The sequence below is a fragment of the Streptomyces sp. NPDC006259 genome, assembly GCF_042870975.1.
Lineage (GTDB): Bacteria > Actinomycetota > Actinomycetes > Streptomycetales > Streptomycetaceae > Streptomyces.
The window spans coordinates 240,427-267,379 of the sequence record NZ_JBIAHY010000011.1 but is presented as its reverse complement, the minus strand read 5'-3'; the positions used below and the strand labels follow the sequence as shown (position 1 = coordinate 267,379).

24 protein-coding genes, 1 tRNA gene and 2 pseudogenes are annotated in these 26,953 nt (G+C 68.6%); 13 read left to right on the top strand and 14 right to left on the bottom strand.

Going from position 1 to position 26,953, the window contains the following annotated elements; translation table 11 throughout:
* From ACFYO5_RS35530 to ACFYO5_RS35520, 3 genes and pseudogenes are all read right to left on the bottom strand, one after another.
* Window positions 1-660 (bottom strand): annotated as a pseudogene (locus tag ACFYO5_RS35530) (hypothetical protein); the annotation flags it as partial.
* A gap of 100 nt (window positions 661-760) precedes the next feature.
* Window positions 761-1,463 (bottom strand): annotated as a pseudogene (locus tag ACFYO5_RS35525) (class I SAM-dependent methyltransferase).
* Window positions 1,464-1,630: 167 nt separating this feature from the next.
* The gene (locus ACFYO5_RS35520; protein ID WP_388717183.1) at window positions 1,631-2,641 is read right to left on the bottom strand and encodes a hypothetical protein; all 1,011 of its coding nucleotides are present in this window, start codon (window positions 2,639-2,641) and stop codon (window positions 1,631-1,633) included.
* A gap of 410 nt (window positions 2,642-3,051) precedes the next feature.
* Here ACFYO5_RS35520 and ACFYO5_RS35515 point away from each other — a divergent pair, with 410 nt between their 5' ends.
* The gene (locus ACFYO5_RS35515) at window positions 3,052-3,312 is read left to right on the top strand and encodes a hypothetical protein (RefSeq protein ID WP_388717168.1); all 261 of its coding nucleotides are present in this window, start codon (window positions 3,052-3,054) and stop codon (window positions 3,310-3,312) included.
* A 103-nt stretch (window positions 3,313-3,415) separates the two neighbouring features.
* Here the strand turns inward: ACFYO5_RS35515 and ACFYO5_RS35510 are convergent, their stop codons facing one another.
* Window positions 3,416-3,820, bottom strand: coding sequence for a hypothetical protein (locus tag ACFYO5_RS35510; RefSeq protein WP_388717165.1), 405 nt, complete (start codon window positions 3,818-3,820; stop codon window positions 3,416-3,418).
* A 280-nt stretch (window positions 3,821-4,100) separates the two neighbouring features.
* Here ACFYO5_RS35510 and ACFYO5_RS35505 point away from each other — a divergent pair, with 280 nt between their 5' ends.
* From ACFYO5_RS35505 to ACFYO5_RS35475, 7 genes are all read left to right on the top strand, one after another.
* Window positions 4,101-4,631, top strand: coding sequence for a hypothetical protein (locus ACFYO5_RS35505; protein WP_388717162.1), 531 nt, complete (start codon window positions 4,101-4,103; stop codon window positions 4,629-4,631).
* A gap of 396 nt (window positions 4,632-5,027) precedes the next feature.
* Window positions 5,028-5,375 carry a hypothetical protein gene (locus ACFYO5_RS35500; protein ID WP_388717159.1) on the top strand — a complete coding sequence of 116 codons (348 nt, stop codon included), beginning with the start codon at window positions 5,028-5,030 and terminating at the stop codon, window positions 5,373-5,375.
* Between the two features lie 253 nt (window positions 5,376-5,628).
* Window positions 5,629-5,970 (top strand): HU family DNA-binding protein, encoded by a 342-nt coding sequence (locus ACFYO5_RS35495; RefSeq protein ID WP_388717156.1) that lies wholly within the window; start codon window positions 5,629-5,631, stop codon window positions 5,968-5,970.
* A gap of 191 nt (window positions 5,971-6,161) precedes the next feature.
* Window positions 6,162-6,830 (top strand): GNAT family N-acetyltransferase, encoded by a 669-nt coding sequence (locus ACFYO5_RS35490; protein ID WP_388717153.1) that lies wholly within the window; start codon window positions 6,162-6,164, stop codon window positions 6,828-6,830.
* Window positions 6,831-6,924: 94 nt separating this feature from the next.
* On the top strand, window positions 6,925-7,449 hold the full coding sequence (locus tag ACFYO5_RS35485) for a hypothetical protein (RefSeq protein ID WP_388717150.1): 525 nt from the start codon (window positions 6,925-6,927) through the stop codon (window positions 7,447-7,449).
* Window positions 7,450-7,565: 116 nt separating this feature from the next.
* Window positions 7,566-9,620 carry an NAD-dependent DNA ligase LigA gene (ligA, locus tag ACFYO5_RS35480; RefSeq protein ID WP_388717147.1) on the top strand — a complete coding sequence of 685 codons (2,055 nt, stop codon included), beginning with the start codon at window positions 7,566-7,568 and terminating at the stop codon, window positions 9,618-9,620.
* Between the two features lie 257 nt (window positions 9,621-9,877).
* On the top strand, window positions 9,878-10,531 hold the full coding sequence (locus tag ACFYO5_RS35475; protein WP_388717144.1) for a TetR/AcrR family transcriptional regulator: 654 nt from the start codon (window positions 9,878-9,880) through the stop codon (window positions 10,529-10,531).
* 418 nt (window positions 10,532-10,949) lie between these two features.
* Here ACFYO5_RS35475 and ACFYO5_RS35470 read toward each other — a convergent pair whose 3' ends face one another.
* From ACFYO5_RS35470 to ACFYO5_RS35455, 4 genes are all read right to left on the bottom strand, one after another.
* The gene (locus ACFYO5_RS35470; RefSeq protein WP_388717141.1) at window positions 10,950-11,309 is read right to left on the bottom strand and encodes a hypothetical protein; all 360 of its coding nucleotides are present in this window, start codon (window positions 11,307-11,309) and stop codon (window positions 10,950-10,952) included.
* Between the two features lie 88 nt (window positions 11,310-11,397).
* A complete protein-coding gene (locus tag ACFYO5_RS35465) occupies window positions 11,398-12,795 on the bottom strand; it encodes a hypothetical protein (protein WP_388717138.1) in 1,398 nt (465 codons plus the stop codon).
* A complete protein-coding gene (locus tag ACFYO5_RS35460) occupies window positions 12,782-16,195 on the bottom strand; it encodes an AAA domain-containing protein (RefSeq protein ID WP_388717135.1) in 3,414 nt (1,137 codons plus the stop codon). Before ACFYO5_RS35460 ends, ACFYO5_RS35465 begins: the two co-directional genes overlap by 14 nt.
* 236 nt (window positions 16,196-16,431) lie before the next feature.
* Window positions 16,432-17,058 carry a hypothetical protein gene (locus ACFYO5_RS35455; RefSeq protein WP_388717132.1) on the bottom strand — a complete coding sequence of 209 codons (627 nt, stop codon included), beginning with the start codon at window positions 17,056-17,058 and terminating at the stop codon, window positions 16,432-16,434.
* 250 nt (window positions 17,059-17,308) lie between these two features.
* Here ACFYO5_RS35455 and ACFYO5_RS35450 point away from each other — a divergent pair, with 250 nt between their 5' ends.
* On the top strand, window positions 17,309-17,938 hold the full coding sequence (locus tag ACFYO5_RS35450; protein WP_388717129.1) for a class I SAM-dependent methyltransferase: 630 nt from the start codon (window positions 17,309-17,311) through the stop codon (window positions 17,936-17,938).
* A 140-nt stretch (window positions 17,939-18,078) separates the two neighbouring features.
* The gene (locus ACFYO5_RS35445) at window positions 18,079-18,309 is read left to right on the top strand and encodes a hypothetical protein (RefSeq protein WP_388717125.1); all 231 of its coding nucleotides are present in this window, start codon (window positions 18,079-18,081) and stop codon (window positions 18,307-18,309) included.
* Here the strand turns inward: ACFYO5_RS35445 and ACFYO5_RS35440 are convergent.
* Together ACFYO5_RS35440 and ACFYO5_RS35435 are read right to left on the bottom strand one after the other, a co-directional pair.
* Window positions 18,298-20,364 (bottom strand): tyrosine-type recombinase/integrase, encoded by a 2,067-nt coding sequence (locus tag ACFYO5_RS35440; protein ID WP_388717123.1) that lies wholly within the window; start codon window positions 20,362-20,364, stop codon window positions 18,298-18,300. The two genes, ACFYO5_RS35445 and ACFYO5_RS35440, sit on opposite strands and share 12 nt — an antisense overlap.
* Before the next feature lie 146 nt (window positions 20,365-20,510).
* Window positions 20,511-21,440: a tyrosine-type recombinase/integrase gene (locus tag ACFYO5_RS35435; protein WP_388717120.1), complete on the bottom strand. Its 930-nt coding sequence runs from the start codon at window positions 21,438-21,440 to the stop codon at window positions 20,511-20,513.
* A gap of 13 nt (window positions 21,441-21,453) precedes the next feature.
* On the opposite strand from ACFYO5_RS35435, the gene ACFYO5_RS35430 reads away from it, so the two are divergent.
* On the top strand, window positions 21,454-21,738 hold the full coding sequence (locus ACFYO5_RS35430; RefSeq protein ID WP_388717117.1) for a hypothetical protein: 285 nt from the start codon (window positions 21,454-21,456) through the stop codon (window positions 21,736-21,738).
* Window positions 21,739-21,806: 68 nt separating this feature from the next.
* Here ACFYO5_RS35430 and ACFYO5_RS35425 read toward each other — a convergent pair whose 3' ends face one another.
* From ACFYO5_RS35425 to ACFYO5_RS35410, 4 genes are all read right to left on the bottom strand, one after another.
* Complete coding sequence (locus ACFYO5_RS35425; protein WP_388717114.1) at window positions 21,807-22,088, bottom strand: HU family DNA-binding protein; 282 nt, start codon at window positions 22,086-22,088, stop codon at window positions 21,807-21,809.
* Between the two features lie 178 nt (window positions 22,089-22,266).
* Window positions 22,267-23,403, bottom strand: a complete 1,137-nt coding sequence (locus tag ACFYO5_RS35420; protein ID WP_388717111.1) for a hypothetical protein — start codon at window positions 23,401-23,403, stop codon at window positions 22,267-22,269.
* A 156-nt stretch (window positions 23,404-23,559) separates the two neighbouring features.
* Window positions 23,560-24,534 carry an endonuclease/exonuclease/phosphatase family protein gene (locus ACFYO5_RS35415; RefSeq protein WP_388717109.1) on the bottom strand — a complete coding sequence of 325 codons (975 nt, stop codon included), beginning with the start codon at window positions 24,532-24,534 and terminating at the stop codon, window positions 23,560-23,562.
* Between the two features lie 153 nt (window positions 24,535-24,687).
* A tRNA-Met gene (locus ACFYO5_RS35410) sits at window positions 24,688-24,761 on the bottom strand.
* Window positions 24,762-24,928: 167 nt separating this feature from the next.
* Here ACFYO5_RS35410 and ACFYO5_RS35405 point away from each other — a divergent pair.
* Both ACFYO5_RS35405 and ACFYO5_RS35400 read left to right on the top strand, forming a co-directional pair.
* On the top strand, window positions 24,929-26,140 hold the full coding sequence (locus ACFYO5_RS35405; protein WP_388717106.1) for a hypothetical protein: 1,212 nt from the start codon (window positions 24,929-24,931) through the stop codon (window positions 26,138-26,140).
* Between the two features lie 41 nt (window positions 26,141-26,181).
* Complete coding sequence (locus ACFYO5_RS35400) at window positions 26,182-26,649, top strand: hypothetical protein (RefSeq protein WP_388717103.1); 468 nt, start codon at window positions 26,182-26,184, stop codon at window positions 26,647-26,649.
* The last annotated feature ends 304 nt before the right edge of the window (window positions 26,650-26,953 follow it).

The window sequence follows — 26,953 nt, the reverse complement described above, 5'->3', positions numbered from 1 at the left end:
GGCGGCGATCCGGCGCAGCAGGGCCTCGTCGGAGAGGGCGGCCGGGTTGAGGCCGCGGGCGGCTTCGGGGGTCAGGGGGTGGCCCGCGAGGACGTGGCGGACGGTGTCGAGGGGGACGGGCCGCCCGTAGTCCTCCTCGAAGTGCGCCTGGACGGCCTCGGGGGAGCGGTCGGTGAGGAGGCGGAAGAGGTGCCCGGAGCCGTCCGGGTCCGGGCTGCCCGAGGGGAACTCGATGCCCGAGCCGGTGCGCCAGGCGCTGCCGCCGGTCTCCCACCACAGGCAGGCGGTGACCCGCGGGGCGCCGAGGCCCTCGTCGACGAAGGCCGGGTCGTCCAGGAGCGGGCGCAGCGCGGCGGGCACCTCGTCGGTGACACCGGGCCAGACCTGTTCGTCGTCCGTGCCGTACGGGCTCATCTCCGACTCGTGGTCGAAGCCGCGGACGAGCACACCGGCCGGGGTGAAGAGGACGGAGAAGTCGTCACCCGAGCCGTTGTCCATCAGCGCCGCCTCGGTCCCAGGCCCCCAGGTGGTGGAGAAGGAGTAGCGGGAGAATCGCGGGTCGCGGCAGATCGCCTGGTCCAGCACGGCCAGCGCGCGCAGGTGCGCGCGGAGTTCGGCGGGGTCCGGGAGGAGGGCGGCGGTCGTGTGCACGGTGTCCATGGGCTCATGTAAGCAGCCGGTACTGACATCCAGGGCGGCGGTTCGGTCACACCCGCTCTCTCACTCAGGGAACGAAAAGCCCAGCTCACGCAGGCGGGTTCTAGGACGGGTGGTACGCGCCCACCAGCAGTGTGTCGGCGGTGCGCGGCCCGCTGGTGGCCGCAGGCAGCACGTCGGCAGTGATGTGGGTGAATCCGGCCTCGTCGAGGAGCTTGGTCCACACCTGTTCCTGGAGGACCCATCGGCGCATCGTGGTGGTTTCGCCGTTCGGGGTCTTTGCTGGGATGTCGGCAGCCACGGCATCGGGCTGGGCAGGTGACCCGCTCAGGTAGTGGACGAGAGTTGCGAACACCAGGCGCCCGCCCGGCTTGAGCGCGGCTGCCGCCGCGGGAAGCAGCTCGCGCGGGTCGGTGAAGTCCACGGCGCCGAAGACGCTGTACAGCACGTCGTACACGCCGGTCATCGCCTGCAGGTGGGGCACCGCATCGCACTGCACGATGCGCAGACGGGGCGCGAGGCGGGCGTAGAGGTCGGTTGCCATGGCGTGCTGGGCGGGCGAGGCGTCGATGGCGATGACCCGGGCGGGCCGGTGATGGGCCGCCAGGTGTGCCGCGTGCCGGGCTGTGCCGGCTCCGAGGTCGCCCACACAGCGGCCGGTCAGGTCACCGAGGACCTCGGGACCGGGCCCCGCATTCTGGCCCCAGTTCCAGTGGAAGGTGCCGGGAACCGCGCGGTCAACTGGTGGCGCGGGCGCGGCCGTAGTGGTGCCAGAGGTCTGCGGGGCTGGTGGTCACGCGGACCATCCTGGCGGCCGTGACCGGGCCGTGGGCCGGTTCGACGAAATCTCACCCGGGCGTGCCGTCGGGCCCCCGCCGTGCGGCCGGGACCCGAGGAGTTCCGATGGTCGAGCCCCGGACAGTCAGGTCGGTTCAGCACGAGCAGCCCCTCCACAGCCGGCGGCGGGAACGGATCAGCAGGCGCGGCGGAAGACGGCCGCCGGACCGATCACGCCGTTGCCGAACTTGTCGCGGATCCGGTCGGCTGCCTCTTCGGCGAGCAGGCGGGCTTCGCGGGCGTCGTCGAGGCTGATCTGCTGGGCGACCTGGTCGGCGGCGATGAGGTCCTCGCCCTTGAGGGCGATGGCGGTCAGGCGGCCGCGCTGTAGTCCTGCCGCGTCCATCAGCTGGTAGGCGAGGACGCGCAGGTCGTCGTCGTGGGCGGACGGCTCCTTCAGACGGCGGGTTTTCTCCCAGCCGCTGTTGCCGGCGAACTTCAAGGTCAGGGTGAGTGCGTGGGCGGCCTGTCCGCGCCGGCGCAGCAGCAGTGCGAGCTGGACGACGAGGTCGAGGAGGGCGGCGCGCACGGTGGCGCCGTCCAGGGCCTGTCGGTCGAAGGCGTGCCGGACGGTGGCAGTGGCGGGCAGGGCACGGGGGACGACGGGGCGGGGATCGATGCCGCGGGCCCGGTCGGCGGCCAGACGTCCGGCGCGGCCGCCGAGCAGGCGCTGCACGGTGGCGGGGTCGACGGCGGCGAGCAGGCCCACGGTGTGGATGCCGTAGTCGTGGAGGGCCTCGGCCTGGCGGGGGCCGATGCCGTGCAGGGCGTCGACCGGCAGCGGGGCCAGCCAGCCAGCCACCTGGTCGGGGGCGACGGCCAGGACACCACCGGGCTGTTCGATCCGGGCGGAGGCGGTGGCGGCGACCGTGATCGACGGCCCGATGCCGACGCGCACGTCGACACCGAGGCGGGAGAGCGTGCGCACGCGCAGGACCTCGCCCAGGCGGCGGGCATCCGTGCCGTGGTAGCGCAGAGCGCCCTTCAGCTCCACCAGGGCTGCACTTGGCGGCAGCGCCTGTACCACCGGCGACAGACCGGCCAGCTCCTCAAGGACCCGGCGGTAGGCCTCCTCCGGCAGACGGTCCGGGCAGCGCACATGCATCACCGATGACACCCCGCCCGCCGGCACCCGCTCCGAAACCATCACCATCACCTCCACTCCACCATATCGAACAAAAATCGAACACGCGAGAGCGCGGGGTGGATCACGGGCATAGAATCAAAAATTGTGACTTAGCGGCGTAGTTGGCCGGTTAGCGGTCTAGTTGGCCGATGTGAGCGTTGAAGTTGGCCGCAGGGTAGTGACCGCGGAACCTTCAGTGACGACTTTTGCGATAGTGCGCCGTGAACGCTCAGCAGACCTGTGAGCTGGCGGCATGGCCACTGCCTCCACTCAGCCCGCTCCTGTTGTGGGACCGGTGTGGTCCCACAACTGCTCCTTCGACGATCCCGCGGTCCCATTCGCGGTGCCGGAAGCGACTGAGGTGCTGGATACCGGCGCGGGCTGGACACAGAGGTGGACCGCCACATGGCGGACTGCGCAGGGAGAGGTCGTTGGAAGCCCTGGCTCTGGCCGCCCATGTGGGTTACTGGGCCAAAACGATCACGAAGATCAAGGGTGGCGCCGTTGAGGAGCTGGACCTCTACGGATTCGAGCCGGTACCTGAAGTTCAGGGACTTGCTGACACCTGGTGGCAGGGCAAGGACTCCCTGATCGCCGTCTACCGCGGCGAAGTCTCGGGCTTTGACGCCCCCCACTGCCTCAGGGCCCATATCTACGGCGGACTCGATGCGTGGGGCCTGGGTGGCACCTGACCCCCGAAGGCCAAGCTCGTCGGTCCGCCGCTGAGCGTTCGGGTTGGCCGTAAGGGCCAAGTCGAGCGCTAAGAAGATGTCTCAGTTGGCGTTAGAGCCCTGCCTACAACTCGTACCAATCATTCAGTTCACCAGGCGTCCCTGTCTGGATGAAGTCGTGAACGATGCCCCGGGCATGATCCATGGACAGTGCGACGTCTGCGGTGAACATGTGCAGTTCGTCCATGATCACCACTTCGACCTCGGCGCTCGGTGCCGCGGAATCGTCGCCTACACGAAGAGACACTCCGCCAGAGTCGTCGAAGAGGTGGAGGACAGCGTGATCTCCTTTGAAGCCCAGAGCCAAGTAGGGGAGATCGCCGTCTGGCCGCCGGATCTCAAGGTAGCCCTGGCCGAGGCCAGTTCCGAGAGCCTTGATGTGAGCCTCAAGGTCTTGGACGGTCGAGTGCCGTTCGAGCCCTGAGAACCATCCGGTCTCCAGTGCCGTCGCCGCCCACACCACGTTCATTCCTGCTCCTCCCGTCCTCGTCACGCTACCTGGCCCTCTTCCCTGCCGCTTTCACGGATGTCCGCCCTGTGTACACCGGCGATAGCAGATGAGGGCACTGGCCAATCCAACTCCGTTCATCCGGGCTGCGACGTCGAGCTCACCGAGCTGAGCGCCCTGCGGGCCCGCTGGCCGCACCTGGACCGCCTGCCCGACGGCGGGTTCGTCGTCGCAGCCCCCGCGCCGCCGGTACGAGGACGCGGACCAGGTCCAGGTCTTCGACGCGCTCGGCCGCGAGACCTTGTCCTTCTCCGTCGGGGACGCCATCGAGCACCTGCTCGTGGACGAGGCCGGCCACATCCGGGTCGGGCACTTCGACGAGAACCCTGTCGGAATCCGCTGCTGGAGCCCTGCAGGCCACATCTACTGGACGTCAGACGGCGCAAGCATCCCCGGCCTCTTCGACTGCTACGCCCTGAACGTGTCGGGCAGCACCGCCTGGGCGTGCCCGGACACGGACTTCCCGCTCGTCGAGATACGCCTCAAGCGCCCCGACCGGCCCGTGAGGGTGTGGGCGAACCGGGTACGGGGTGCCAAGGCGGTGGCCGTCCACGGCGAGCGGGTCGCCTTCTACGGCGGCTACGGCGAGGAGCGGCACCGACTCGCCCACGGGGAGCTCACCGAAACATCCGTCGAACCAACGGACGTCGGTTTGCTCACTCTGCCCGACGGACCCTTCCCCGGCCGCCGCCGGGTCGTCGGCCGAGGAAGCAGGATCTACGTCCAGGCCGAACCGTTCACCGCGTGGGGCGTGCTCGACCTCAGCAACTGAGCAGCCGCGTTGGTCGTGGTGCAACTGCCCGACAACTGCGGGCCAGCCTTCGAGGGGCCCTGGCCCGAGCGGGACGGCCCTGTCGGTTGAGCCGACTGCGGCCAGTCAAACTTCGCTGAGGCGGGTCAACTGCCAACCGGTCATATCGATCGCGGTCAGCGGGCGTTCCTGCGCACCGTGTTGTCGGAGGGTGCGTCTAGGTTGATCCGCAAGATCACTGGCGGACGGCGTCACGGGTATGCGGAGCACTTGTGGGGGTTTGCCGTACGTTGGTGGGACAGGAAGCCCGGGGAGAGGGCGGAGTGGCTGTTGGAGCCGTTGGTGGGGGTGGGGCCGTTGCGGTTCATGGGATGAATCCGGACGAGGTGGCGTCAGCCCTGGACGGAGCGGTTGCCTATGTCTCGCAGGGGTTGGGCGACGAGCATGGGCTGGGGCCGCTACACGGACTGGGGCGTCACCGCGGTCTACGGCGAGGACAACAGCCTGGTCGCCGTAGCGGTCGATGCGATGGACGGGCCGCTGGTGCGCCTGGGGAACATCGGCCTCACAGCCCGGGCACCATCCGAGGTGCGCGTGGAACTTCGGGAACTCGCGCTCCGGGAGGGGGCTTCCCTGCGGGTGAACTGGAGCGGTGATCCGGAGGTCGAGGCATGGGGGATCTCCATGGACGCCGCACAGGAAAGTGGAACTTCGGGAACTCGCGCTCCGGGAGGGGGCTTCCCTGCGGGTGAACTGGAGCGGTGATCCGGAGGTCGAGGCATGGGGGATCTCCATGGACGCCGCACAGGAAAAGGGACTGACGCCCGAGGGGTACGTCCAGCGGCTGGACACGATGATCACATCGATCTCCGCACACGGCCGCCAGGCAGGACGAGGTCACACACCCTCCGTCATGTAGTTGCCTAAATGGATTTATCGCAGTAGAGTTAGATACATCGGGGGAGGAGGAGTACGCCACTTCTCCGAAAGCAGACGCTCCACATCCAAGAGGCTCACCTTGAACAAGCAGCAGTTGATCGACGAGATCGCAGCCAATGGCGGCATCTCCAAGCCGGAGGCCGCCGCGGCCCTGAACGTCGTACTGGACACCCTGATCCGACGCGTCGTCAGCGGAGACGCCGTCTCCGTCACGGGATTCGGCACCCTCCAGGCCGTCACCACCCCCGCTCACCGGGCACGCAACCCCCAAACCGGCAACAAGGTCCTGGTCCCCGCGCGCAAGAAGGTGAAGTTCAGCCCAGGCGCAGCATTCACCGAGATGGTGCGCGGCGAACGCGCAGTCCCCCCGGCGGGCCAGAGTTCCGCGCGCAAGCGGCCTCGCGTGACCCTCATCGCCTGAACGGCCGGCAGCCTCGGGCGGGCCGTGCAGCGGCCCGCCCGGCCAGGCAACCTCAGAAGTTGCTAAATGGAATTACACACGCAGGGTGAGCGCTGGCGGGCGCCCCAATACGCCGCTTGGGCTGACGCGCACCCACACCTCCGCTCTCTACGGCATCCCTCGCTTCACACCCGGACGGACCCCCACCCCGCATGCCCGAAATCGATCTTTCCGGTCGCTCCGATCCACCATCCCGAATACGGATCGGACGCGCCCGCTTCCGTGACGTCGACTCATTCGTTGACCTTCTGTCCCTGGTCAACCCAGGACACCCCGTGCCGCCCCTCGTTCTGACAGCCCTGGCGCTACGGCCGGGAAGGCTGACGCACGGGGACTGCCTGTGCCTGATCGCCCGAAGCGGTGACCGCGTCGTCGGCGCACTCATGGCCAGCCCGCCGCGCTGGACCGACACTCATCCACTGCGCCGGTCGCTGGTGCGCAGTGTGCTGTACATCGGGGGCGTGGCGGTGGCGAGCGGTCACCGAGGCCGCGGCATCGCGACCGCGCTGTTGAACATGGCGGAGCAGCACGGCCGCCACGCAGGGCTCCGTCTGCTGACTCTGGAGCACCCGCCCGCGATGACCCCGTTCTACACGCGGCTCGGCTACAGCGCGGGGCAGGAACGTCTCATCGTCGCGCTGCCCGGCCCTGCCTTGCAGGAGCGGAAAATGCCCGGCCACCTGAGCGCCGTCAAGCGTCTCGATCTCGGAGTCGGGTTCGCGACCGTCCCCGGGGCCCCGGCGGGCATCGTCACCGATTTGCTCCCCGGCTGCTCATTGCCGTCAACCGCGCGCTACCGCAACGGACGCCTGGTCACCTGAAACCCGGCCGTCGGCACTGAACGTCAGCAGTGGCCCGCGGGCGGGCGTCCTTCGCCCTTCTCACCACACCCCGCTCATTCTGAGGAATACCTCCTTGGCCACCACTCCCGCGCAGCGCGCTGCTGTGATCGGCGACGCTCTCGCGGCCGTCGTCCGGCACCGGACCAAGCCCGGCCCGGCCCGTAACGCCCTGGAACACATCACGCATCTGCTCGACATCGCAGTCCTAGCCTTCGTCGACAGCGAACAGTTCGCCGACCCGGCGAGCACTGCGGCCACCGACGTGCCGGTCGATGCTGCTCTCGCCCTCCAGGACGCAGAGACACTCGCCGCCGACAACCCTGAAGCCGGCCTGCCTCGCGGATTCACCGCAGTGGTTTTGGCCCCCGCCACCGGCCGCGCTCCTGAACTACCCGCACCAGTAAACCCGGCCCCCGCCCAGCTCGCGCAGCAGCAGACCACGCTACGCAGCCGCCTCGTCCTCGTGGAGGAATGGCTGCTCGACACGGAACACCCCGAGGCTACGGCGGATTACGTCGCCACGTCCCTGACCCTCCGTACCAAGCTGGCCCACCTGGCCACCGCCGTTGACAACAGGCGTCCCGCAACCCAGCGCTGATCCCCCTCACGCAGACCTTCGGGCGGCCCGTCCTCCGACGGTTCTCCCGCTCCTCCGGCAGCGCCGCATCAGCGCTGCCAGCCCACTGTCAGACCCCTGCGAAAGGATTCACACCCATGACTACCGTTGCCGCCGGAAGGGCATTCTCCAGCTCTTCCGAGTACCAGACCGCCGTGCGACAGGCCCGTGAGGCCGCCGCGTCCTACTACGGCGACGGCGACAGCCCGCTCGATGACGCGACCTACGACCAGCTCGTCCGCAACATCGAGGCCTGGGAGACGGGCCACCCGGAGGATGTGGTGGACGACTCCCCGACCGGCAAGGTGGGCGCAGGTGCGGGCCCGGCCGGAGACGTCGCCCACACCACGCGCTTGCTGTCGCTCAGCAACGTCTTCAGCCCGGCGGAACTCAACTCCTGGGGGGCGTCCGTGGATCGCCGGCTGGGCCGCCCGGTGTCCGGAGGCTGGGCGACCGAGGTGAAGCTGGACGGCAACGCCATCGTCGCGCGCTACCAGGACGGTCTGCTGGCCCAGGTCCTCAAGCGTGGAAACGGCAGCCACGGCGAAGACGTCAGCCACGTCATCGGCACCATCGTCGGACTGCCGGTCCAGCTCCCCCAGCCGGTCACGTTCGAGGTCCGCGGTGAAGTGCTCTTCACCCGGACGCAGTTCGAGTACGCCAACACGGTTCGCGTCGAACACGGCGCGAAGGTCTTCGCCAACGCGCGCAACGGCGCCTCGGGCACTCTTGCCGCCAAGGACCGCCCGTATCGGCTCCCCATGACCTTCTTCGCGTACGGCGCGGTCGATCTGCCCGGACATCCGTTCCTGCCGCAGGGGGCCAGCCACACGGAGATCCTCCAGTCGGTGGCCGACGCGGGCGTTCAGACGATCGCGGAGACGCCCACCTCGGTGCGCGTGGTGGCTACGCTGGCCGAGGCGCAGCAGCGGGTCGATGAGATCGCCGCGCTGCGGCCGTCGCTTCCGTTCGAGGTCGACGGTGTGGTGATCAAGACCAACGACACGGCCGAGCAGGCCGCCGCTGGGGTCGGCAGCCGGGTTCCGCACTGGGCCATCGCTTACAAGCTGCCCGCCGTGGAACGCATGACGACGCTCAAGGCCGTGGTGTGGGAGGTCGGCCGAACCGGAGTCATCGCCCCGACCGCCGAACTGGAGCCGGTCGAGGTGGACGGAACCATCATTTCCCGGGCCACGCTGCACAACCCGGCCGATATCCGCCGCCGCGATCTCCATCTTGGCGATACTGTGACCGTCCACCGGGCCGGCGATGTGATCCCGAGGGTCGAAGCACCGGTCGTCTCGCTGCGGCCGGTCGGCGCCGAGCCGGTTCCGCTGCCCGAGAAGTGCCCCAACTGCGGGGACGCGATCGACAAGTCCCAGAAGCGCTGGCGCTGCGTCAAGGGCAACGCGTGCCGTCTGCCCGCTCTGATCGAGTACGCCGCCGGGCGCGACCAGCTCGACATCGACGGTCTCGGCAAGCGGTACGTCCAGGTCCTCGTCGGCTCCGGGGCCGTCGCGGACATCGGCGACCTGTTCGGCCTCACGGTCGAGCAGCTCACCGCCGCCTCCGGCAGCGCGAAGCGGGGCGCCAAGCTGGCCGAGCAGATCGAGGCTGCCAAGTCGCTGCCGCTCAACCGCATCTTCTGCGCACTCGGCATCCTGGGCACCGGGCGGAGCATGGCCCGCCGGATCGCCGCTTACTTCCTCAAGATGGAGGAGATCCGCAAGGCTGATGCTGCGGCGCTGCGGGGAGTGGAGGGCATCGGGGCGGAGAAGGCACCGGTGATCGTCCAGCAGATCGCCGAGCAGGCCCCGGTCATCGACAAGCTCATCGCTGCGGGCGTCAACATGACCGAGCCGCAGGAGGACTCCGGCGACGCGGGCAGCAGGCCCTTGACCGGGAAGACCGTGGTCGTCACCGGAAAGATGACCGGGCCTCTCGACGGCCTGGGGCGCGGTGACATGACCGCCCTGATCGAGAAGGTCGGCGGCCGGGCGGGCAGCAGCGTCACCGCCAAGACGGACTACCTCGTCGCTGCCACCGCGGCGAACGGCAGGCTGAGTTCGAAGGCAGTCAGCGCGGCGGCTCTGGGTGTGGAGGTCCTCACGCCGGAGGCCTTCGCCGAACTGATCGAGGGCTATCTCGACTGATCCATGCCACCCGCGTCCGTGGGGCCGCGCCGTCACGGCGCGGCCCCGGGGCGCTCTGCCGCCCCGCACGCCGGACCGGTACCTGCTCGGCTTACGTGAGCCAAGGTGCCCGCCCGCGAGCTCCGGGCCGGCAGCGCGCCGCTACACCCCTCTCAACGTTTTGTAATTGGATTTATGACGGTAGAGTTTTAGTCAGTTGAACGCCGGATGGCGCGTCATTTCTCGCGCGCACCTCCCGCTCGGCAACTCCACCCGCCGTGAGCAGTTTCAAGGACACCTTGACCATCAATACGACCGGCCCCGCCGTCGCCGTCGACGGACGTATCGTCGGCGAGCGCGTCCTTGTCACCCGGCAGCGGCTCGCCGATGCCCTCGCGCACCTCCTGAGCTCGCAGCCCTTCCGTGACATCAAGGTCATCGACATCGCCCGTCAGGCGGGTACTTCGCCCGCCACCTTCTACCAGTACTGTTCCAGCGTCGAGGACGCGCTTCAGCTGGTTGCCCATCACCTCATCCAGGAAAGCAGTCAGTTGACATCCGACGCTGCGGCGGCGGAAGGCATTGGCGGACTGACCGCCGCGCGGCAGGTGATCGACCGGCTGTTCGGCTTCTGGCAGACGCACCAGGCTGTCATTCGCGCGATCGACGCGAATGCGGCCGAGGGGGACGAGCGGTTCGTCAAGGTTCGCAACCAGCTGCTCAGCGCCGCCGGAACTCCCCTGGACAGGGCCATGGAGCGGCAGGGTCCCTCCGCACGGTCCACGATGCGCCCCAAGGTCCTGGCGGGTGCCCTGGTCACGCTCCTGGCATCGGCAGCCACCCATGAGAGCGGGTTCACAGCCTGGGGAACACCAGACGAACTGCGCGACTGCCTCGCGTCACCGGTGGTCAACAGCATCAAGGCGGCGTGATCGTGACTGATGCGGCCAGCGACGACCAAGCAGCGGGCCAGTCCGGGCTTCTGCCCGCGCATTCTGATCGCCTACCTTTCCCGGATGGAGCCGGCCCGCAGGCGGCCGGAGACCGCGAGCGTCTCTACCTCGCCCTGCTGGACCTCGCCCCGCAATTCGTCATCCGCTCCGCCCCAGCGGCGCCAGGTACCTGCCCGGATCCGATCCGGCATGTAGGTGGGTGGAGGCCTCCGGGTACTCGCGCACGATCTGGACCACGTGATCGAGCACAGCGGCCGTCCGCATGACGGAGGCCGAGTCCGGGTCGTACGGCCACGGGCCCGAATCACCGGCCTCCCACGCCCTGGATGCCGCTATCTGCTCTTCGATGTCCACCGTGCTCCCACCGCACCCCTTGTGACCAGGTATTCAGCGTAGTTCACGCGATGTGCAGTTGGCCGAGCGGCCGTCCCTGGTCAGACCTCGCGACGACGAGCGCCGCGAGGTCGTTCTCGTCGTGGAAGACGGGCCCCTGCCACGACGGTGGGGCCGCGACGGCTTCGAGTCGAACCTCGGTGCCGAACCTGCTGGCCGAGTCGTAGAGCTGCTGCAGGACTTCTAGCGCCCGGACATTGACCTCACCGATGAATGCCGTCCAGATGCGGGTGTCCGGATCGAACCCGGCCACGGAGCGGAGCAGCTGCCGCTGCTGCTCGAAGCTCTCGGGGTCCTGGGGGGCGGAGGTGGCGGAGACCCGCAGCAGCCAGGCCGTGCGGGCGGTCTGAGGTATCGAGGTCATGCCGATGACCGTAGCCGTGGCCACTGACATCGCGTCCGGCCCGGGGCGAGGGCGCGGCGGCGGACAGTGTGCAGGGTCCTCGGCTTGGCTACCGGCGTTGTTGGTCGATCAGGTCGGTGTAGCGGTCGTACTGGGCGTCGGCGACCTGGCGGTTGCGTACGAGGCTTCCTTCCTCCATGCGGTACGTGCGGTCGGGATCGCCCCGGAAGGAGAGCCAGTTGAAGCTGGTGGTGACCCAGACGTCGTCGTAGACGAGAACCTTGGCGTGCGTGCTCTTGAGGCGGGTGAAGGTGAACTTGGCGGCATACCGGGCGGCGAGGTTGCTGAGTTTCCGTACGGCCGCTTGGTCGGTCCTGGTGTCGTTCTCCTCGTACCCGTAGGCGATGTGGACGGGCACACCGCGGGCGAGGCGGCTCTCCAGCTTTCCGAGGAATTCCGTGGTGATGATCGCGTTCTTGATCCACGGCGAGATGATCAGCAGCCTGCGGTGAGCCTGGGTGAGGGCCTCGTCGAGCAGCTCGGGGTGTTCGAAGACGCCGATGGCCCGGATCTCGTCCTGCAGCAGCTCGGGGCCGGCCGGCGCGACCGGTGTGGGGGACGCGGAGCCGACTTGAAGTGCGGCCTGTTCGGCGCGCTGCTGGGTGACCTCCGGGAGCGCGACGCGGGCCTTCTCCAGGTCTGGCTCCAGGAGAGGGCGGTCGGGAGCCGGCTCCACCTTGATGCCGAGGGAGGCGGCACCGCCGAGGCTGATCAAGGCAATCTCGTGGTGGTGGCTGAGCTCGCCGTCGACGACGACCCCGAGTTGGATGTCGGTGCGGTCCGGGTCGGCGTACACGAGGACCTTCGCCGGCATGACGCGGCGGGCCTTGGCCTGGCTGATGCCTCGTACCTGGAGGACTTCGCGGTCGGTGTTTCCTCGCTCGCGCAGCAGGGCGTTGATGTCGGCGGCGGAGATGTCGCCGATCTCCACGAGTCCGGCGTGCGTGGCCGGCAGCATCAGGGTGTCGGTCTCTTCGGACTGTCCGCGGGGGATGACGGTGTGGCGGTCGTAGGGGCGCACCTTTCCCAGGAGCTGGTCGTAGACGACGGGCTGGTCGACGCGCACGGGGGTGATGGCCGCCATTTCGCGGGCGGTCTGTTCGCCGCGGGCGGTGAGGCGCAGGTTCCGGGTGCTGGGCGGCTGGCCGGGGGCGGGCAGTGTGTAGGTGAGGTTGTCCGCGCTGAAGTGGTCGGCGACGGTCTGGCTGACCATGCGTTCGGGGAGTCCGAGCATGCCGGCGATGGAGGCTTCGCTGGGGACTTTGTTGTTGACCAGGCGGAGGACGAACTCGTCGAGCAGGGCGAGGCGTTTGCGGTCCTGCGCCAGGACGTCCGCGGTGATCAGGGCGACGGGCAGGGCGGCGTCGATGATGGCCACGAGTTCGAGGCCGGGACGGGCGTTGTGGAAGCGGACGGCGAGGAGGCTGTCGAGACTAAAGGTAGGCATTGCGGATCTCGCACTCCTCGGGGTGGGCGCTCATGTAGTCGAGGACGTCGCGCAGGGCGCCGGGCTTGCTTCGGCAGAAGGCGGCGTCGCCGACCACGATGAGGCCGAAACGGGCGCGGGAGAGAGCAACGTTGATGCGGCGCCAGTAGGCCCGGCCAAGGAATCCGAACTCGGAGCGGGCGTTGCTGCGGGTGACCGAGAAGACGGCCAGGTCGCATTCGCGGCCCTGGACTGCGTCGACGGACAGGACCTCGGGGGTGAAGTGCTTGAGTTTGAGGGATGCCAGTCGGCGGCCGAGTTCTTCGACCTGGCGTCCGTACGGGGCGATGACGAGGACTTCGAGGGGACGGCCGTCGGGGACCTTGATCATCTGCTTATCGATGGCCTGGTCGATGACTTCCAGGCGCCGGGCGGCGAGCTTGGACTCGAGCAGGTTGGAGATGCTGGTCTCGGTGGCGGTGCGTTCGGACTCGCGCCGGCCGGGCAGCGGACTGGTGTCGAGCCACAGGACGGGCTTGTTGATCTGGTCGTAGCCGGGCAGGGCGTGGTCGTTGGGGGAGAGCAGCTGCTCGTCGTAGAAGCAGGTGGAGATCATGTTCCCGATGGCCGGGGTCATGCGGTACTGCTCGCGGAGCAGGTGCTTGACCGGGAAGTCGGTGTGGTTGGCCAGGTACTGGAAGAGCGTGGTCGACACCAGTTCGGGGATGAGCTGGTGGTCGGTCATGATCTTCTCGTCGCGCAGGAGGTCTTCGTCGATCGGCGGGAGCTGGTTGGTGTCGCCGACCAGGACCCATCGTTTGGCCTTGGCCAGGGGTACGAGCGCCTCGGTGGCGGTCGCCTTGGACGCCTCGTCGAAGATGCACACGTCGAACTCGAGGTCGCGGGCGGCGGGATGGCCGAGGAAGCCGAGGGCCGTTCCGCCGATGACCTGCCGAGTCTTCAGGAAAGCGGTGATCAGGTGCTGGTCGGTGCCGATGCGCTGCAGCCATTCCCCCTGCAGGCTCAGCAGCCGCATGAGCTCCCGGCCGGGGCCGGCGGGGCCCAGGAGGGCTTCGACCGCGTCGCGGGCGTCGAGGGTACTGAGGTCCTCGCGCAGGGTGAGTTCACCGGCGAGCCCGTGCTGCGCCTCGGCGAACAGCTCGGCGCGCTGGTCCTGGAGCTGGTCGCGGCGGGCGCGGACGGTGACGACTTCTTCTCCGAGCTCGCGTGCGGAGGTGGTGCGGTCGGGGGCGGGCTGGCTGGCGAGGTCGGTGAGTTTGCGGTCGACGTGTTCGAGGTCGGCGGCGACAACGGCGAGCTCCTCCAGGAGCAGGGCCGCCTTCAGGTGACGTGCTTCCAGTCCGTTGTCGGCGGCGACGGCGTCGAGGTACTTCTCCGCACGGGCCCGTACGCCCTGAGTCCAGCGCTTGACCTGCCGGTCCAGGAGGAGCGGCTGGGCGCTCTCGGCGACACGAGGGTCGTCGGGGCGGCCCAGACGCACGAGGCCCGTGATGCCAGCTTCCTCGATCCGCTTCAGTGCGTTGTCGATGGCGATGTGGGTCTGGCTGACGATGAGGATCCGGGCGTGGGCGTTGCGTTTGAGGGTCTGTTCGACGATCTCGGCGATGACGGTCGTCTTGCCGGTGCCCGGGGGCCCTTCCACCAGGAGCAGGTCCTGCGTGCCCAGAGCGTGGGCGACGACGTCGCGTTTGCTCTTGTCGAGGTCTGCGCGGAACCAGGTGGTGACGTCGGTGGGCGGCTGGGAGGTGATGCGCGCCGGGTCGTCGATGATCTGCCGCAGGACCGGGTTGGCGGCCTGGCCGGCGGCGACGTTGGTCAGGGCGTCGCGTTGGCGGTTGATGGCGCTCTGGCTGGGGCCGAGGAAGGGCAGCAGCACGCCGCGGCCGGGCAGGGCGTTGCCGTGGCGTGCGAACCGGATGACCAGGGTGTCCTCGGTCTGCGCGGTCACCTCGCCGCGGTCGACGGGCCTGCTGTAGGGGTAGGCGGCCACCGACCACTCCTCGCCGACGAGCGAGGCGGTGGTGGGCATGGCCAGCCGGAAGACGCGGCTGCGGCCGTTGCCGTCGATGCGGTCGTAGGCCAGGGGCTGTCGTCCGCCGGCGGCGAGCTCTTCGCGCGCTTCGAGCAGGCGGCGCCAGCCGTCGAACAGGTCCCCCAGGTTGTGGGTCTCCCGGACCTGGGCTGCTGTCTCCCGCTCGTCGAGGTGTGCGTCGAGGCGTTGCAGGAGAAAGGTGAGCCCGTCGTATGCGGGATCCTCGCCAGGGTCGTCGAAGGTCCAGGTGAGGACCGGTCCGATGAGCGCGGAACGCTCGCGCCGTTTGGCCATCCATTCGTCCGGGCGGGTCTCGGCAGAGATGATCACACAGCGGTCCGGGTTGCGTTCGTCGGAGACCAGTCGCAGGAAGCGGGTGCGCCCGAAAATGCGCAGCGTCGCCGTGTCGACCTCGCCGGTCTGCTGGTTGTATCCGTAGTCGGCGTGGACCGTGCCGGACAGGTCTGCCAGGACGGCCGATCGGGCCTGGTCCCAGTCGGCTTCGCTGTCGGTGGGTGCGTCACCGAGGCTCTCGGCCGCGCGGCGGGTCATCTTCAGCCACACGAAGTTCCTGCGCCGGGCCTGGCGGCTGCCGCAGATCCGTTCGGCCTCGAGGAGCCGGTGCTCGAGCACCGCGGCGTTGGCGGGGCGCTGCTTGGGGTCGTAGTCGATGCAACTCCTGAGGATGGTGCGGAACTCGGTGTCGAGTGCCAGCTCGTCCAGTACCGGCAGGAGGTCTGGGTAGTCGGCTGCCTTGCCGCCGGACAGGACCTGGATTGCCAGGACGGCGTAGCTGTAGACGTCGCGTACGTACGGGATCGCGTCGCCCTGTTCCGGCGGCGCGTACAGGGTGGAGCGGTACCCGGCAACGGTCTGGTCGGTGACGACGACCTTGGAGAGGATCTTGGCGATTCCGAAGTCGGCGAGCTTGACCACGCCGTCGTCGGTGACCAGGACGTTGCCCGGCTTCAGGTCCCGGTGTTCGATCTGGTGCTCGTGTGCGTAGGCCAGTGCGGAGGCGAGCGGCCTGCCGATGCGCGTGAAGAAGGAGGCCCAGTCGACCGGCCGGCCGGCCGCCATCTCTTCCTTGAGGCTGTGCTCAACCCATTCGAGCGCGATGAAGTACCGGCCGCGTTCAGCGTCCCAGCCGGAGTCGAGCATCCGCACGATGTGAGGGTGTTCGAGAGCCTTGAGCGCGGCGGTCTCCCGGGCCAGGAAGATCTGGCTCACCTCGTCGTCGCGCTGCCTGAGCAGCTTGACGGCCGCGTAGTCGCCTTGTTCGCTGGTCGTGTCCACGGCTTTGCGGACCTCTGACAGGCCGCCGGCTCTGGGTGTGTTCGGAAGCAGCAGGAACCTGCCGCTGATCATTTCGGCCCCCACGCACTGCCCCTCGCTCAGCACCGTTGCCGGTGCAGCACTCCCGACTGCCCATCTTGCCAGCCGGTTTCTACGCAAACAGCGCTTTGATGAGACCACCACCGGGGAATCCATTCGAGCCGACTCCGCTGGTCTGCGCACCGTCCAGATTGCACCGTCCCGGGTTCGGGTCGTCCGGATGCCGTGCGCGAACGCCCCGGTCCGGTACCGGGCAGCGGCCGAGGTGCTCAGTGCCCGCGGGTGAGTACGTGCAGTGCGTCCCGGATCCGGTCACTCGCCTGGTACAGCCCTCGCCGTTCAGCCGGGGTCCAGGACTGCTCCGGGTCTTTGCGGACCGGCAGGTAGAGCACGGTGGACAGCGTGATCAGGCCGACGTCGTCCGAGGTGATCTCGAGGGACTCCGCGCGGCCGCGGCGCTTCCAGCAGCGGCTGGGGGCCACCTCGTTGAGGATGCCGGGAATGGCCCCCTCCAGTCGGCGAGCGTAGGCCCCGGGCAGGACCACGGTCGCCGCTTCAAGGGGCTGCGGCGTGGACGACGCCTCGGTCGGGCTGTCGAGCCAGAACACTTCCGTCGGTTCGGCCAGCCATCGCGGCCTTCCGGAGTGGTAGCCCTGTCCAGGCAGTGCCATTCCGGTCAGCAGCCGCAGCTGGTCCAGTCGCTCGAAGCGGGCCCGGTCGACGGACACCGTCCACCGGCTGCCGCAGTCGCGGTGCGTGCACTGCGCCTCGGCGCTCGCCTGGCCGGCGGACAACTGGGCGAACACGCGCTCCCAGATACTGGTCCCGCCGGCCCATGCGGCATGGCCGTAGGCCGGGTGGCGGGCGGGATCGTAGTGCTGCAGGAGCAGTTGCATGGTCGGCAGGATCCGGGCGGCCCGGTTGCGTATCGGCGGGTGGCCGGCCGTCCGGCATCCGGGGCAGCGCATCAGGTGCTCGACGCCACGCCGGGTGTGGACCCAGAATCCCTCGCTCCCGTTGCAGCTGCGGCACAGAGGTCCTTCTCCGAACTACCGGGGCGTCCCGTGATCCGGCGACGGGACGATCAGTCCCGAGAGGAAGGGCCGGAGAACGGCTGCGGACGGCGCGGGTGTTAGTTTCCTGCTCGTGTTAAAACACCAGGATGAGACCAGGGCGGCCTACGACGGGGCCGTCGAGCTCTATGCGTCGATGTTCACTAGTCGGTTGGAGACGCAGCCGTTCGCGCGGAACATGATCGGCACCTTCGCCGAGCTCGTGCGCGATTCGGGGAACCTGCGGGTAGCCGACGTCGGGTGCGGGCCCGGTCATCTGACAGCCATGCTGCACGACTTGGGGCTGGACGCCTTCGGGCTCGACCTCTCCCCGGCCATGGTCGACCACGCTCGGCGGGCCGAGCCGGCGCTGCGGTTCGACGAAGCGCGCATGGAGGCCTTGCCGGTCGAGGACGGCGCGCTCGGCGGGGTGCTGGCCCACTACTCGATGATCCATACCCCACCTGGAGAATTACCCGCACTGCTCGCTGAGCAGGTGCGTGTCCTGGCACCAGGGGGTCTGCTCCTGGTGTCCTTCTTCGGGACGGAGGGGCCGGAACCGGTCCGCTTCGACCACAAGGTGGCGCCCGCTTATAGCTGGCCGGCGGAGCAGTTTGCCGAGTTGCTGGCCGGTGCCGGCCTTGTCACGGTGGCTCGGTTGCTCCACGACCCAGCGTCCGAGCGTGGCTTCCTCGACACCCACTTTCTGGCCCGCCGCCCGTAGAGCGTGCCCGTGGCCTGGGTCGGGGTGGTGTAGATCATCCGCGTGGATGAAGCTCGTCCGTGCCGACGTCCACTGAGCATCGCCAGAGGTGACGACCGTCCTGGTCACGAAGGCTCCGGCGGTGTGGCCACGGTAGTGGTGTGAGCAACGATCTCCCGGAAGGTGGGAATTCCCAGGTCAACGGACTCCTGCTGCTGGGAGATCTGTACGTCGAGCTGGCTGAGTTTCTCCTCGGCGCCAGCCAGGCTGATCTGGAGACCTTCGACCTCGCCGAGCCAGCCTTCCGTCTCGGCTTCGGTGACTCGGGCGATCAAGTTGTCGCGGATCTCGGCAAGCCGTGCCCGTTGGGCCGGGTCAGGTCAGAGGAGTGAGCATCTGACACAAGCGTGTTCATGAATGCATGGGGTCCCGAAGGCGCGTGCGCAGGTACCGATGGACACTTTCCGTTTCTCGAAGTGGGCGAGGAAGGCGTCCCACTCCTCGTTCGTCGGGGTCCGGTATTCCTCGCTGGGACGAAGTGATCGACGGCGGGCGATGAACGCGCGGTGGGCTTCGATGGCGTCCGCCGGGTAGATGGCGTTGTAGCCCATCGTGGTGTTGATGTCGGAGTGACCTGCGAGGACCTGCGCGATGTGGGGCGGCAGGCCGCTGCGGATTGCGTCGGTGATGAAGATTCTTCGGAAGTCGTGCGGAGCGAAGTCGAGGGGCTGGCCCGCGGAGTCGGTGAGCCCGGTCCGTTTCAGGACCTCGTTGAGACCGTCGCGGATCATTTGTCGGGACACTGGCGTGCGCTGGCCTCCGTATGTCCACTGGAACAGCAGCGGCATCGGCGGGTTCCAGATCTTCTCCGCGACGTCGTAGTTGGGCAGCATCGGGATCGCGCCTGTTCGAGGGTCACGGACGCGGGCGATGATCGTGCTGAGGACGTCGGCCAATTCCGGGCTGACGAGGAGAAGCCGTTCTTCGTCTGTTTTCGAGGGAGCGACTTGGAGCAGAGGCACTATGTCACCGCTGGTGGGCAGCTTGTACTGGATCAAGGCGTGATGGCTGGCCTCCAGCATCTCCTCGATCCGGACGCCGGTGTGCTGCAGGAATTCGATCGTGGCCCAGGCCCAGAAGGCCCGTTCCTCGAGCAGTCCCAAATGGATGCGTCGGCCGGACTCGTCGTAGGCCCGGAACGGAGTCGACGAGTCCTTCTTCTGGCGCGTGTAGGTTCTGCCTCTGAACGTGAACTGGCCGCCGAGTGGGGCGGCCTGCAGGGCGTCCATCCCCTCACGGGCCTCTGTCCAGTTCGCCTTAGCGGCGCGGACGACGGTGGACAGCGCGGGCAGTCGTTCGCGGGTGCGCTGGTCCATCTTGGCCTTGCGGCGTTTCTCGTGCTTGGAGGTACTGGCGTCGGCGGCGCTGACCGGGCAGGGAGCAACCCACGGGCCCCAGCGTTCTGGTTCCTCGACGGCCCAGTGGGCCAGGTCGAGGTAGAGGGCTCGAACTCCGATCATGAGGTTGCCGTAGTTGGCCCGCTCCGTCACCGCCTCATGGACTGTGCCATCCGGCAGCCGGCGGCGTGTGACCTTCGTCCGGCTGACCTGCTTCCATGCGCTCACGACTTCAGGCGGCAGCCGGAGTGTGTCGATGCCGGGCTGGATGCGCTCAATCTGCAGCCAGAAGTTCCTCACAAGCGTCCGGGACGCGTCCTCCAAGGACGTGTAGTCCATGGTGGGCTGGCGTTCCTTGAGGTACTCGACCAGCAGATCCCGGATGGGCTTGGACTGCGGGCGGTAGCGGTCGACGAGTTGCTCGACCGAGACCTGGCCGGACGTTCGGTGCAGAAGCCTCAATGACACGGGCGCGTCGGGTGGCAGGTGACCCAGGTCCTTCAGCCAGGAGTAGAACAGGCTTTGCCCGCCCGATGTGGCCCGCTGAGCTCGATGCGCTTCCATGTACTCAATGGCGTCCCCGACATTGATGTCGGCCAGCCCCCCGCCCTTGGCGATGACCAGCTTGACCAGAACGTTCTTGGCGAGGATGCCGAGGTGGGAGGACCACGATTCTGGGCCCACCAGCTCCTGAAGGCGGGCAAATCCCTCAGGGTCACGGTACTGGCAGATGATGGCACGGAGGTTGGTCGAGGTCCGGGTGAGCTGCCAGTGGAGCGACGGCCGGAGCACATCGGCGCAGACCAGGGCGAACAGGCCCGTGTTCAGAATGCCGTTCGCATTCGCCGCGTCGTAGCCGACCCAGCTGGCGTTGAGCTTGTTCCACTGTGCCCCGGTCGCGTTTGCAGCGGGGCTCGCGTTCCACCGTTGTTGCCAGGTGGAGCCCGGCTGGTCCAGGAGCCAGCGGAGAATGAGCGTTGCGCCTCGCCGCCGGTAGAAATGGGTGGACTCGCTCGCGGCCCGAAGCGGAGGCCGGTTCAGCTGAGCCACGACCTCCTCGTAGGACTGGCCGGTGGCAGGCCAAGCGTCCTCGTAGGGCCGCGGCGGGAAACGCTTCTTGGCTGCCCGGAGAGCCTCGCCGGCGAGTGGCTGTGCATCTCGGATGACGGCCGGAGCGCGCAAGGTCTCTGTGCTCGTCACCATGAGTTCCCGAATAGAGTCTTCAACGAGTCGGGGTTGTAGCCGGGGGCCGGTGGCGCGGGCGGCCGGTCACGCTGCTCTGCCCGGCGTGCATGATGGGCGCGGACACGTTCGATCACTTCGTCTTGGCTGGCCGGAAGGTAGAGCTGTGTGGTCGTCAGATGGGCGTGACCGAGGACCCATTGGACGTCGGTCAGGGGCATGTTGGGGTCGCGGGCGAGTCGGTAGGACGCGGTGTGGCGTAGATCGTGGAGCGTCCAGTTCGCCCCGAGGAGATCGTTGGCGCGGTTGAACATCGCCCGCGCCGCGTCGTAGTTCAGCGGGCGCCAGGGACGCCTCAGGGTCCACCACAACGGCAGGTTCTTGCCCCGCGGGATGCCATCTCGCCGTGTTTCCTCCTGGTAGAGGCGCAGCCAGACGAAGGCGTCGGTTGAGCAAGGAAGCTGCTGGTAGGCGCGGGTTCCCTTTCGGATCACGCCGACCAACTGCTGACCGGGTAGCGCATCGCGCTGCCGGCTGGTGAGCAGTTCTTCTGCGCGGGCCCCGTTGGAAACCCAGAAAGCCAGTAGAGCGCGATCTCGATTGTGCCGGAGGGCGGCGAACAGCGCGTTGAACATCCCGTCCGGAATACGCCGGGGCGCACGTTTCGGGATGGTCGGCCGGTAGCGGCCTGTCCGCTCTTGGGCAAAGGGCCGGTCAGGCGTGTGGTGGGCGTTCGCGCGGCTGTTGCGACGCGAGCGGTCGAGCGGAAACGGGTTGATGATTGGCCCGGTGCCCTCGTCCTGGTGGAAGTCGTAGAACGTGCGGAGCACGGTTTCGCAGTGCGCGCGCGTCCTCGCGGCGTACTGCGGGCCGGGTGAGACCTTGCCCGTGATGGCGTTCGGCGTACCGGGGATCTTCTTGCGCGTCGTCCGCGGCTTCGGCACCGTCTCCCGGACGATGACCCGCCGCGCCGGACTCTTCGGTGAGCTGGAGAAGACCGTCCGCAAGTATGCGTTCGAGGATGAGGAGGACGCGCTCAGCGTCGCGCTCGCGCGTGAGGAATCGATCGCCGAGGCTCGGGTTCTGTCCCATCCCGACACCGGCACCGGGATGTCCGAACAGCCGGAGCGCCCTTCCGGGACGGACGCGAATGCCCGCCCGGAGGGGGAGGCGGAGAAGCTCGCCGCAGACCTGCGCGCGGGCGGGCTGGTCCCCGTCGACCACCGCACCGATGAGCCGTGACGCTCCCGGACAACGGCCGGGCCGGCTGCCCGCAGTCCTCGCGGCAGCCGGCCCTGGATCGAAGGCCGCTACGCGCCCTTGGCGGCTTCCTTGAGCTTGGAGCCTGCGGAGACCTTCACGCTGTAGCCAGCGGGGATGGTCATCGCTTCCCCAGTAGCGGGGTTGCGGCCTTCGCGCGCGGCACGGTGGGTGCGCTCGAAGGTCAGGAAGCCGGGGATGGTGACCTTCTCGTCGCCCTTGGCGACGATCTCACCGACCGTCTCGGCGAGGGCCGTCAGAACAGCGTCGGCGTCCTTGCGGGTCACCTCGGCACGGTCGGTCAGGGCTGCCACCAGCTCGCTGCGGTTCATAGGGCTAACTCTCCGTATCTCGAATCGTCTGGTCACCGTACGGCGGCCAGACTGGTCACAGGTCCAATCCTGTCATTCACCACTGACAAGTCCTTCTCGCCCTCGGGCCGGCCATGGTGTGTTGCAGCCTGCGCGGGGCTGGTCGCCGCTCCGCCCTCGGCGTGCTTGTCGAGGATGCTCAGTCAAGTTGTGTCTGAACGTGCCACCGTGTGAGAGGCACAGGCAGTTGGGTCAGTTGGTCGGCCAGATACCGAAGGCCGTCGGCCTCGGAGTACGGCTCCCGGACAGCTTCAGCCGCGACCTGGAACTGCTGTAGACCGCCGGGCAGAGCCTGGTAACCACGCCGGACCGACCACCGGGCACCCGGCAGGTCGCCTCCTTCCAGGTAGCGGTGTGTCAACCGGCGGGCGACGCCCACGATGGCCTCGGACATCTCGCTGGCGTACGGCTCAGCCCACGCATACCAATCCAGGCCGATGACGCCGGCGAACGGAGGCCCGTTGACGAGTTCCAGGGCGGCACGCAGATTGCGCGTACCGGCCGGGGAGCCGTCATTCTCGCCGCGGGCGGCGAGCTCCTTGAACTGCCCCCAGTCACTGGTGACCAAGGAGGTCAGTGCGTACCCGGTCTCCTGACTCCACGTCGGAAAATGATCGGAGCCGAGCCAGGCCCGCAGGCGGCTCATGGCAGTGTTGCGGCTGTCGGCACGAACCCGCTGCCCGGGCCACAGGGCCGCGTCCAGGGCGTGACGATCGCTCCCGGGGTTCAGGTACAGCCAGATGGCGTACTCCGTGAGCCGCGAGACACGGTTGGACTCGACCGGCCCCTGCGCCCCACGGACCTTCGGGGCCCCCAGCAGCACGAGATTGAGACCGGTCGACGGCCGGGGAAAGGGAATCGCCGGCCAGTCATCCGGTTCGTCCTGCTGGCCGACCGAGTCCGCCTCCGGTGTTTCCGGGCCGGGCTCCACCTCCATCAGCGAGGGGAGCAGGCCCTCCAGCACGCCGAGCGTGATGGCCCAACCCTCGGCGAACGCCAGCTCCTGCTTGCTCGCTTCGGCCGTGGCGGGGTACCAGGTTGCCTCGGGACGCAGTATCTGCCACGCGATGTCATGGGGCCCGCAGATCGACCGGATGACGACCAGAGCAGCGGCGCGCCAGCGTGTGAGGGTGGCTATCGGGCTGTTGAGGTCGAGGTACTCGGCTTGCTCCAGGAGGCGCTGTACGGCGTGCCGGGTATGTCGCGCGGTGCCTCCTCCAAGGGGGCGGCTGGCGGTGAGGGGCTCGGTGTGGGGAAGGGCGGGGGCCCTGTTCATGGCGACTCCTGGTCGGGTTCGGTGCGGGTGAACTCACCATCTGCGCGTCGTCGGGTCAGGGGGTTGTTCATGTCCGGCGTCTGCGGGGTCCGGTGGTCTGGGTGCGGGAGGGAGTGCTTCACGGCAGACGGGTGTCGCCGGTGCTGCCCGTCTGGATCAGCGGGCCCGTGATGTGCGCGTGGGGGCCTGCGCCGTTGACCGTCTCGCCGTATTTCCGGACGGGGGGTGTCGGGAGCGCGGGGTGCTGTCGACAGAACGGCTGGAGATCATCGCGGGTTCCAGGTCGATGCTGACCGGCAGATGGTCGGAGCCGTTCAACGCCGCGTGGGTGCGCTGGACTCGGTAGCCGGCGAGAGCGGGTAGCAGGTGCTGGGTCGTACGGATCATGTCGATGCGCCGCGGCCCGAAGGGGTCTCCGACGGGCCAGTGACCAGTCGTGGGATGCCAGGGGCAGTCGAGGGCGGCGGCCGCGTCCAGTAGTCCGCCGCGGCGCAGGACTTCTGCGGGGCTCCGGTCGGCGCGGTGCGGTGCGTCGGGATGGGCGTTCCACTCGACCTGGTAGAGGAGATCGGCGTACCACTCCTGGTCCGCGTAGGGGTCGTGGTCGTAGTAGTCGCCCGGTGCTGTCCGGTCGGCGGAGACGCGGTTGAAGTCGCCTCCGATCACGGCAGGTCCGGGTGGGCGCGTCAGAGCGGCGACAACACGGCGAGCCTCGTCGAATCGCCGGGCGGGTCGGAAGGGGTCTGCGTGGTAGCTGGCGAACGTGACCGGTTCGCGGGCTCCGGCGTCGAGTTGCAGGCGTGCCGGTGCGTGGTGGGAGTCGCCGGCCTGGAAGGCACGCCAGGTGCCGGGGACCGAGGTGATCCCCGGGCGCCAGAGGAGCCCGACGTGGTAGCGGTGCTGGCCTGAGGCGATGGCGGTGGTTCCTCGGGCGTCAACGGTGCACAGCAGGCCGAGGGAATCGGCGAGTTGGCGCAGTAGCCGTCCCGCGCCGGCGGCGGTGTCGTCCACGATCTTCTGGACCGCCAGCACGTCATGCTGCGCCATGGCAAGCGCCTGCCGCAGGAAAGCGGTGCGATCGTCGGAGCCTGTGAAGTCGAGCAGGTTGTAGCTGGTGAAACAGACGGCCACTTTTGCCTCCATGGATCCGAGCGGCCCGGGCGGGTGCTCGCGTGCCCATAGAGGTGTGGAATCTGGTGCCCGTGTGACATCCGAGCACGCACTATCCGTCGCATAGAAACGACTCAGGCCCCGGCGTTGACGCGCTGGGGCCTGAGTTGCGAGTAGCGGGGACAGGATTTGAACCTGCGACCTCTGGGTTATGAGCCCAGCGAGCTACCGAGCTGCTCCACCCCGCGTCGGTAGCGCTCACTATACGGGGCGCGAGGAAGCGCACGAACATCATTATTGCTTAATTGGTGTTACTGGCGTAAGATTGGAACCACTCGGAACGGGTGACGCACAGGGCGCCACACCGGTCCCGCCCCCCGCCCCGAGGGACAAAAGCCGATCCAGGAGAACCCCCTTGTCCTTCCACTCCCCCACCGAACTCCAACTCCCCATCCGCGACGTCACCATCCCCGCCGTCGGGACATTCGACCGGTTCACCGGCCAGGCCCGCTACCAGATCACCGGCGACGAGGTCCGTGGCAGCTTCATCGTCGTCCCCGAGACGATGCCCGGATCCGACGCCTGCCACGTCAGGGTCGTCTACGGCGACCACCCCGCCCAGCCGCAGCACGAGCGGGTGGACGAGCCCAGGATCCGCCGGACCCGGGTGCGCGGAGAGTGCGGCCCGCTCGCGGTCGACGCTCTGCCCGAACGCCACCACCTCAACGCGCGCGGCCAGTGGGTCCGGTCGGACGGAACTCTGGGCACCGTCCCGCGCAGCACGCACCGGTACCTGGCCGAAGTCGTACACGCCGTCGTCACCCACTGGGCCACCCGGCCGAACCGGGAAGGACTCATCCGGGCCGCCGCACGGCACGCCCAGCAGCAGCCCGACATCCCGGCCCAGGCAGCCCGAGAGGCCCTGGAACGCGAACTGGACGCCGTCCGCGCGCAGATCGCACCGCACTGGACACTTCTCCAGCAGTTGGAGGCGGTCGCTCAGGCCGACGCGCCCCGACTCCCTGCGCTGCCGCGCTCGGTCCACATCGACTACCTCGATCCCGTCAACGGCACGACGGGCATCATGACGGCCCTCCCCCGGCTCAACGCGCATGACGGAACGATCACTTACACCCTGACGAGCGGTGGCCGAGCACGCGGAGACTTCACGGTCGGCCCCGACCGGTACAGCCGCGACGCCCTTCCCGGCGGCGTGAGCGTGCAGCTCGGGACCACCCCGCTCCCCGAGGGCGCGGGCCGGGAGAACGAGCCCGTGGTCAACGGGATCCGTTTGCGCGGCTCCTGGAACTGCACCGACAGCCAGTCGCTCACCCCGGCCCTCCCGGCGGTGATCCCCGGCATCCAGCGGGCGGACGCTCCCGACCAGTCCGTGCCCGCGACCACCGCCGCATGGATCAGCACCGCGATCCGGGCGCTCGCCATCGCCTACCGCGACCACAGCAACGTGGACGCACTGCGGCTGGCCGCCGGGAAGAGCCGTGTGGACCAGATGCGCCAGGCCCCCGTCCAGGCGGTCGTCGAACTTCGCCGACAGGAATCCGTAGCCCAGGCGCGCGTCACCGCCGCCCAAGAGGCTGAGGCGGCTTACGCGGCCCTGTCAGCCTGACCAATTCTCCCCTCCAGCCCATCACCCAGGAGCGCCACACCATGGCTGAGACCCCGTACACCCGCGCCGACCTCCACGCCGAGGCCGCGCGCCAGCACTTCGAACTCATTCGGGACCCCGACCACATGGGCGTCGGCGAATCCATGGGCACCGAGGCCGTCCCGTCCACCCGGACTCACACCTGGGAACAGCTGCTTCCGTACGACGCCGATGACGGAAGCGCGTTCAGCACGGCCACCGACGCGGTTCACGACCTGATCACCGGGGCGGCCAACGTGTCCGCCTGGGCAGTCGAGATGGGAGTGGACGGACTGAAGCCGTCAGACACCGCCTTCACCATCAGCAGCGGTGAGCAGCCCATCGGCCGCATCCACCTCGCCTTCGGCCCCGGCATGTCCCACGAGATGCGGTCCGGCTTGATCGCGAGCATCAGCCACGCGGTCGACGCTCACCTCCGGTCCGCTTCGAGCGGTGCCAGCCTCTCCAGCCACAGGCCGGGCCGGGCGTAACCTCCGCCCCTACGTGGGTGCCGCGCCTGACGCGCGGCACCCACGCGCCCCTCTCTTCAATGGTGTGCACGGGCGAACCCCCGGCCGGCCGCGCCGCCTCACTTCCCCACCTTCCATCTCGCTACTGGTGCCGGGCGCACCGAGTCTGCGCAGAGGGCAAGCCCGCAGCCTCTACGCGGCCCTCAACGAGACGTACGGCTTGGTCGGGTGGGCAGACCAGGGCGACAACGTGTCCGACTGGAACTTCCGCTCGGCCCGCCTGCCCCCCGATCACGCGATCGCCCACCGGTCCCACAGAATCGCA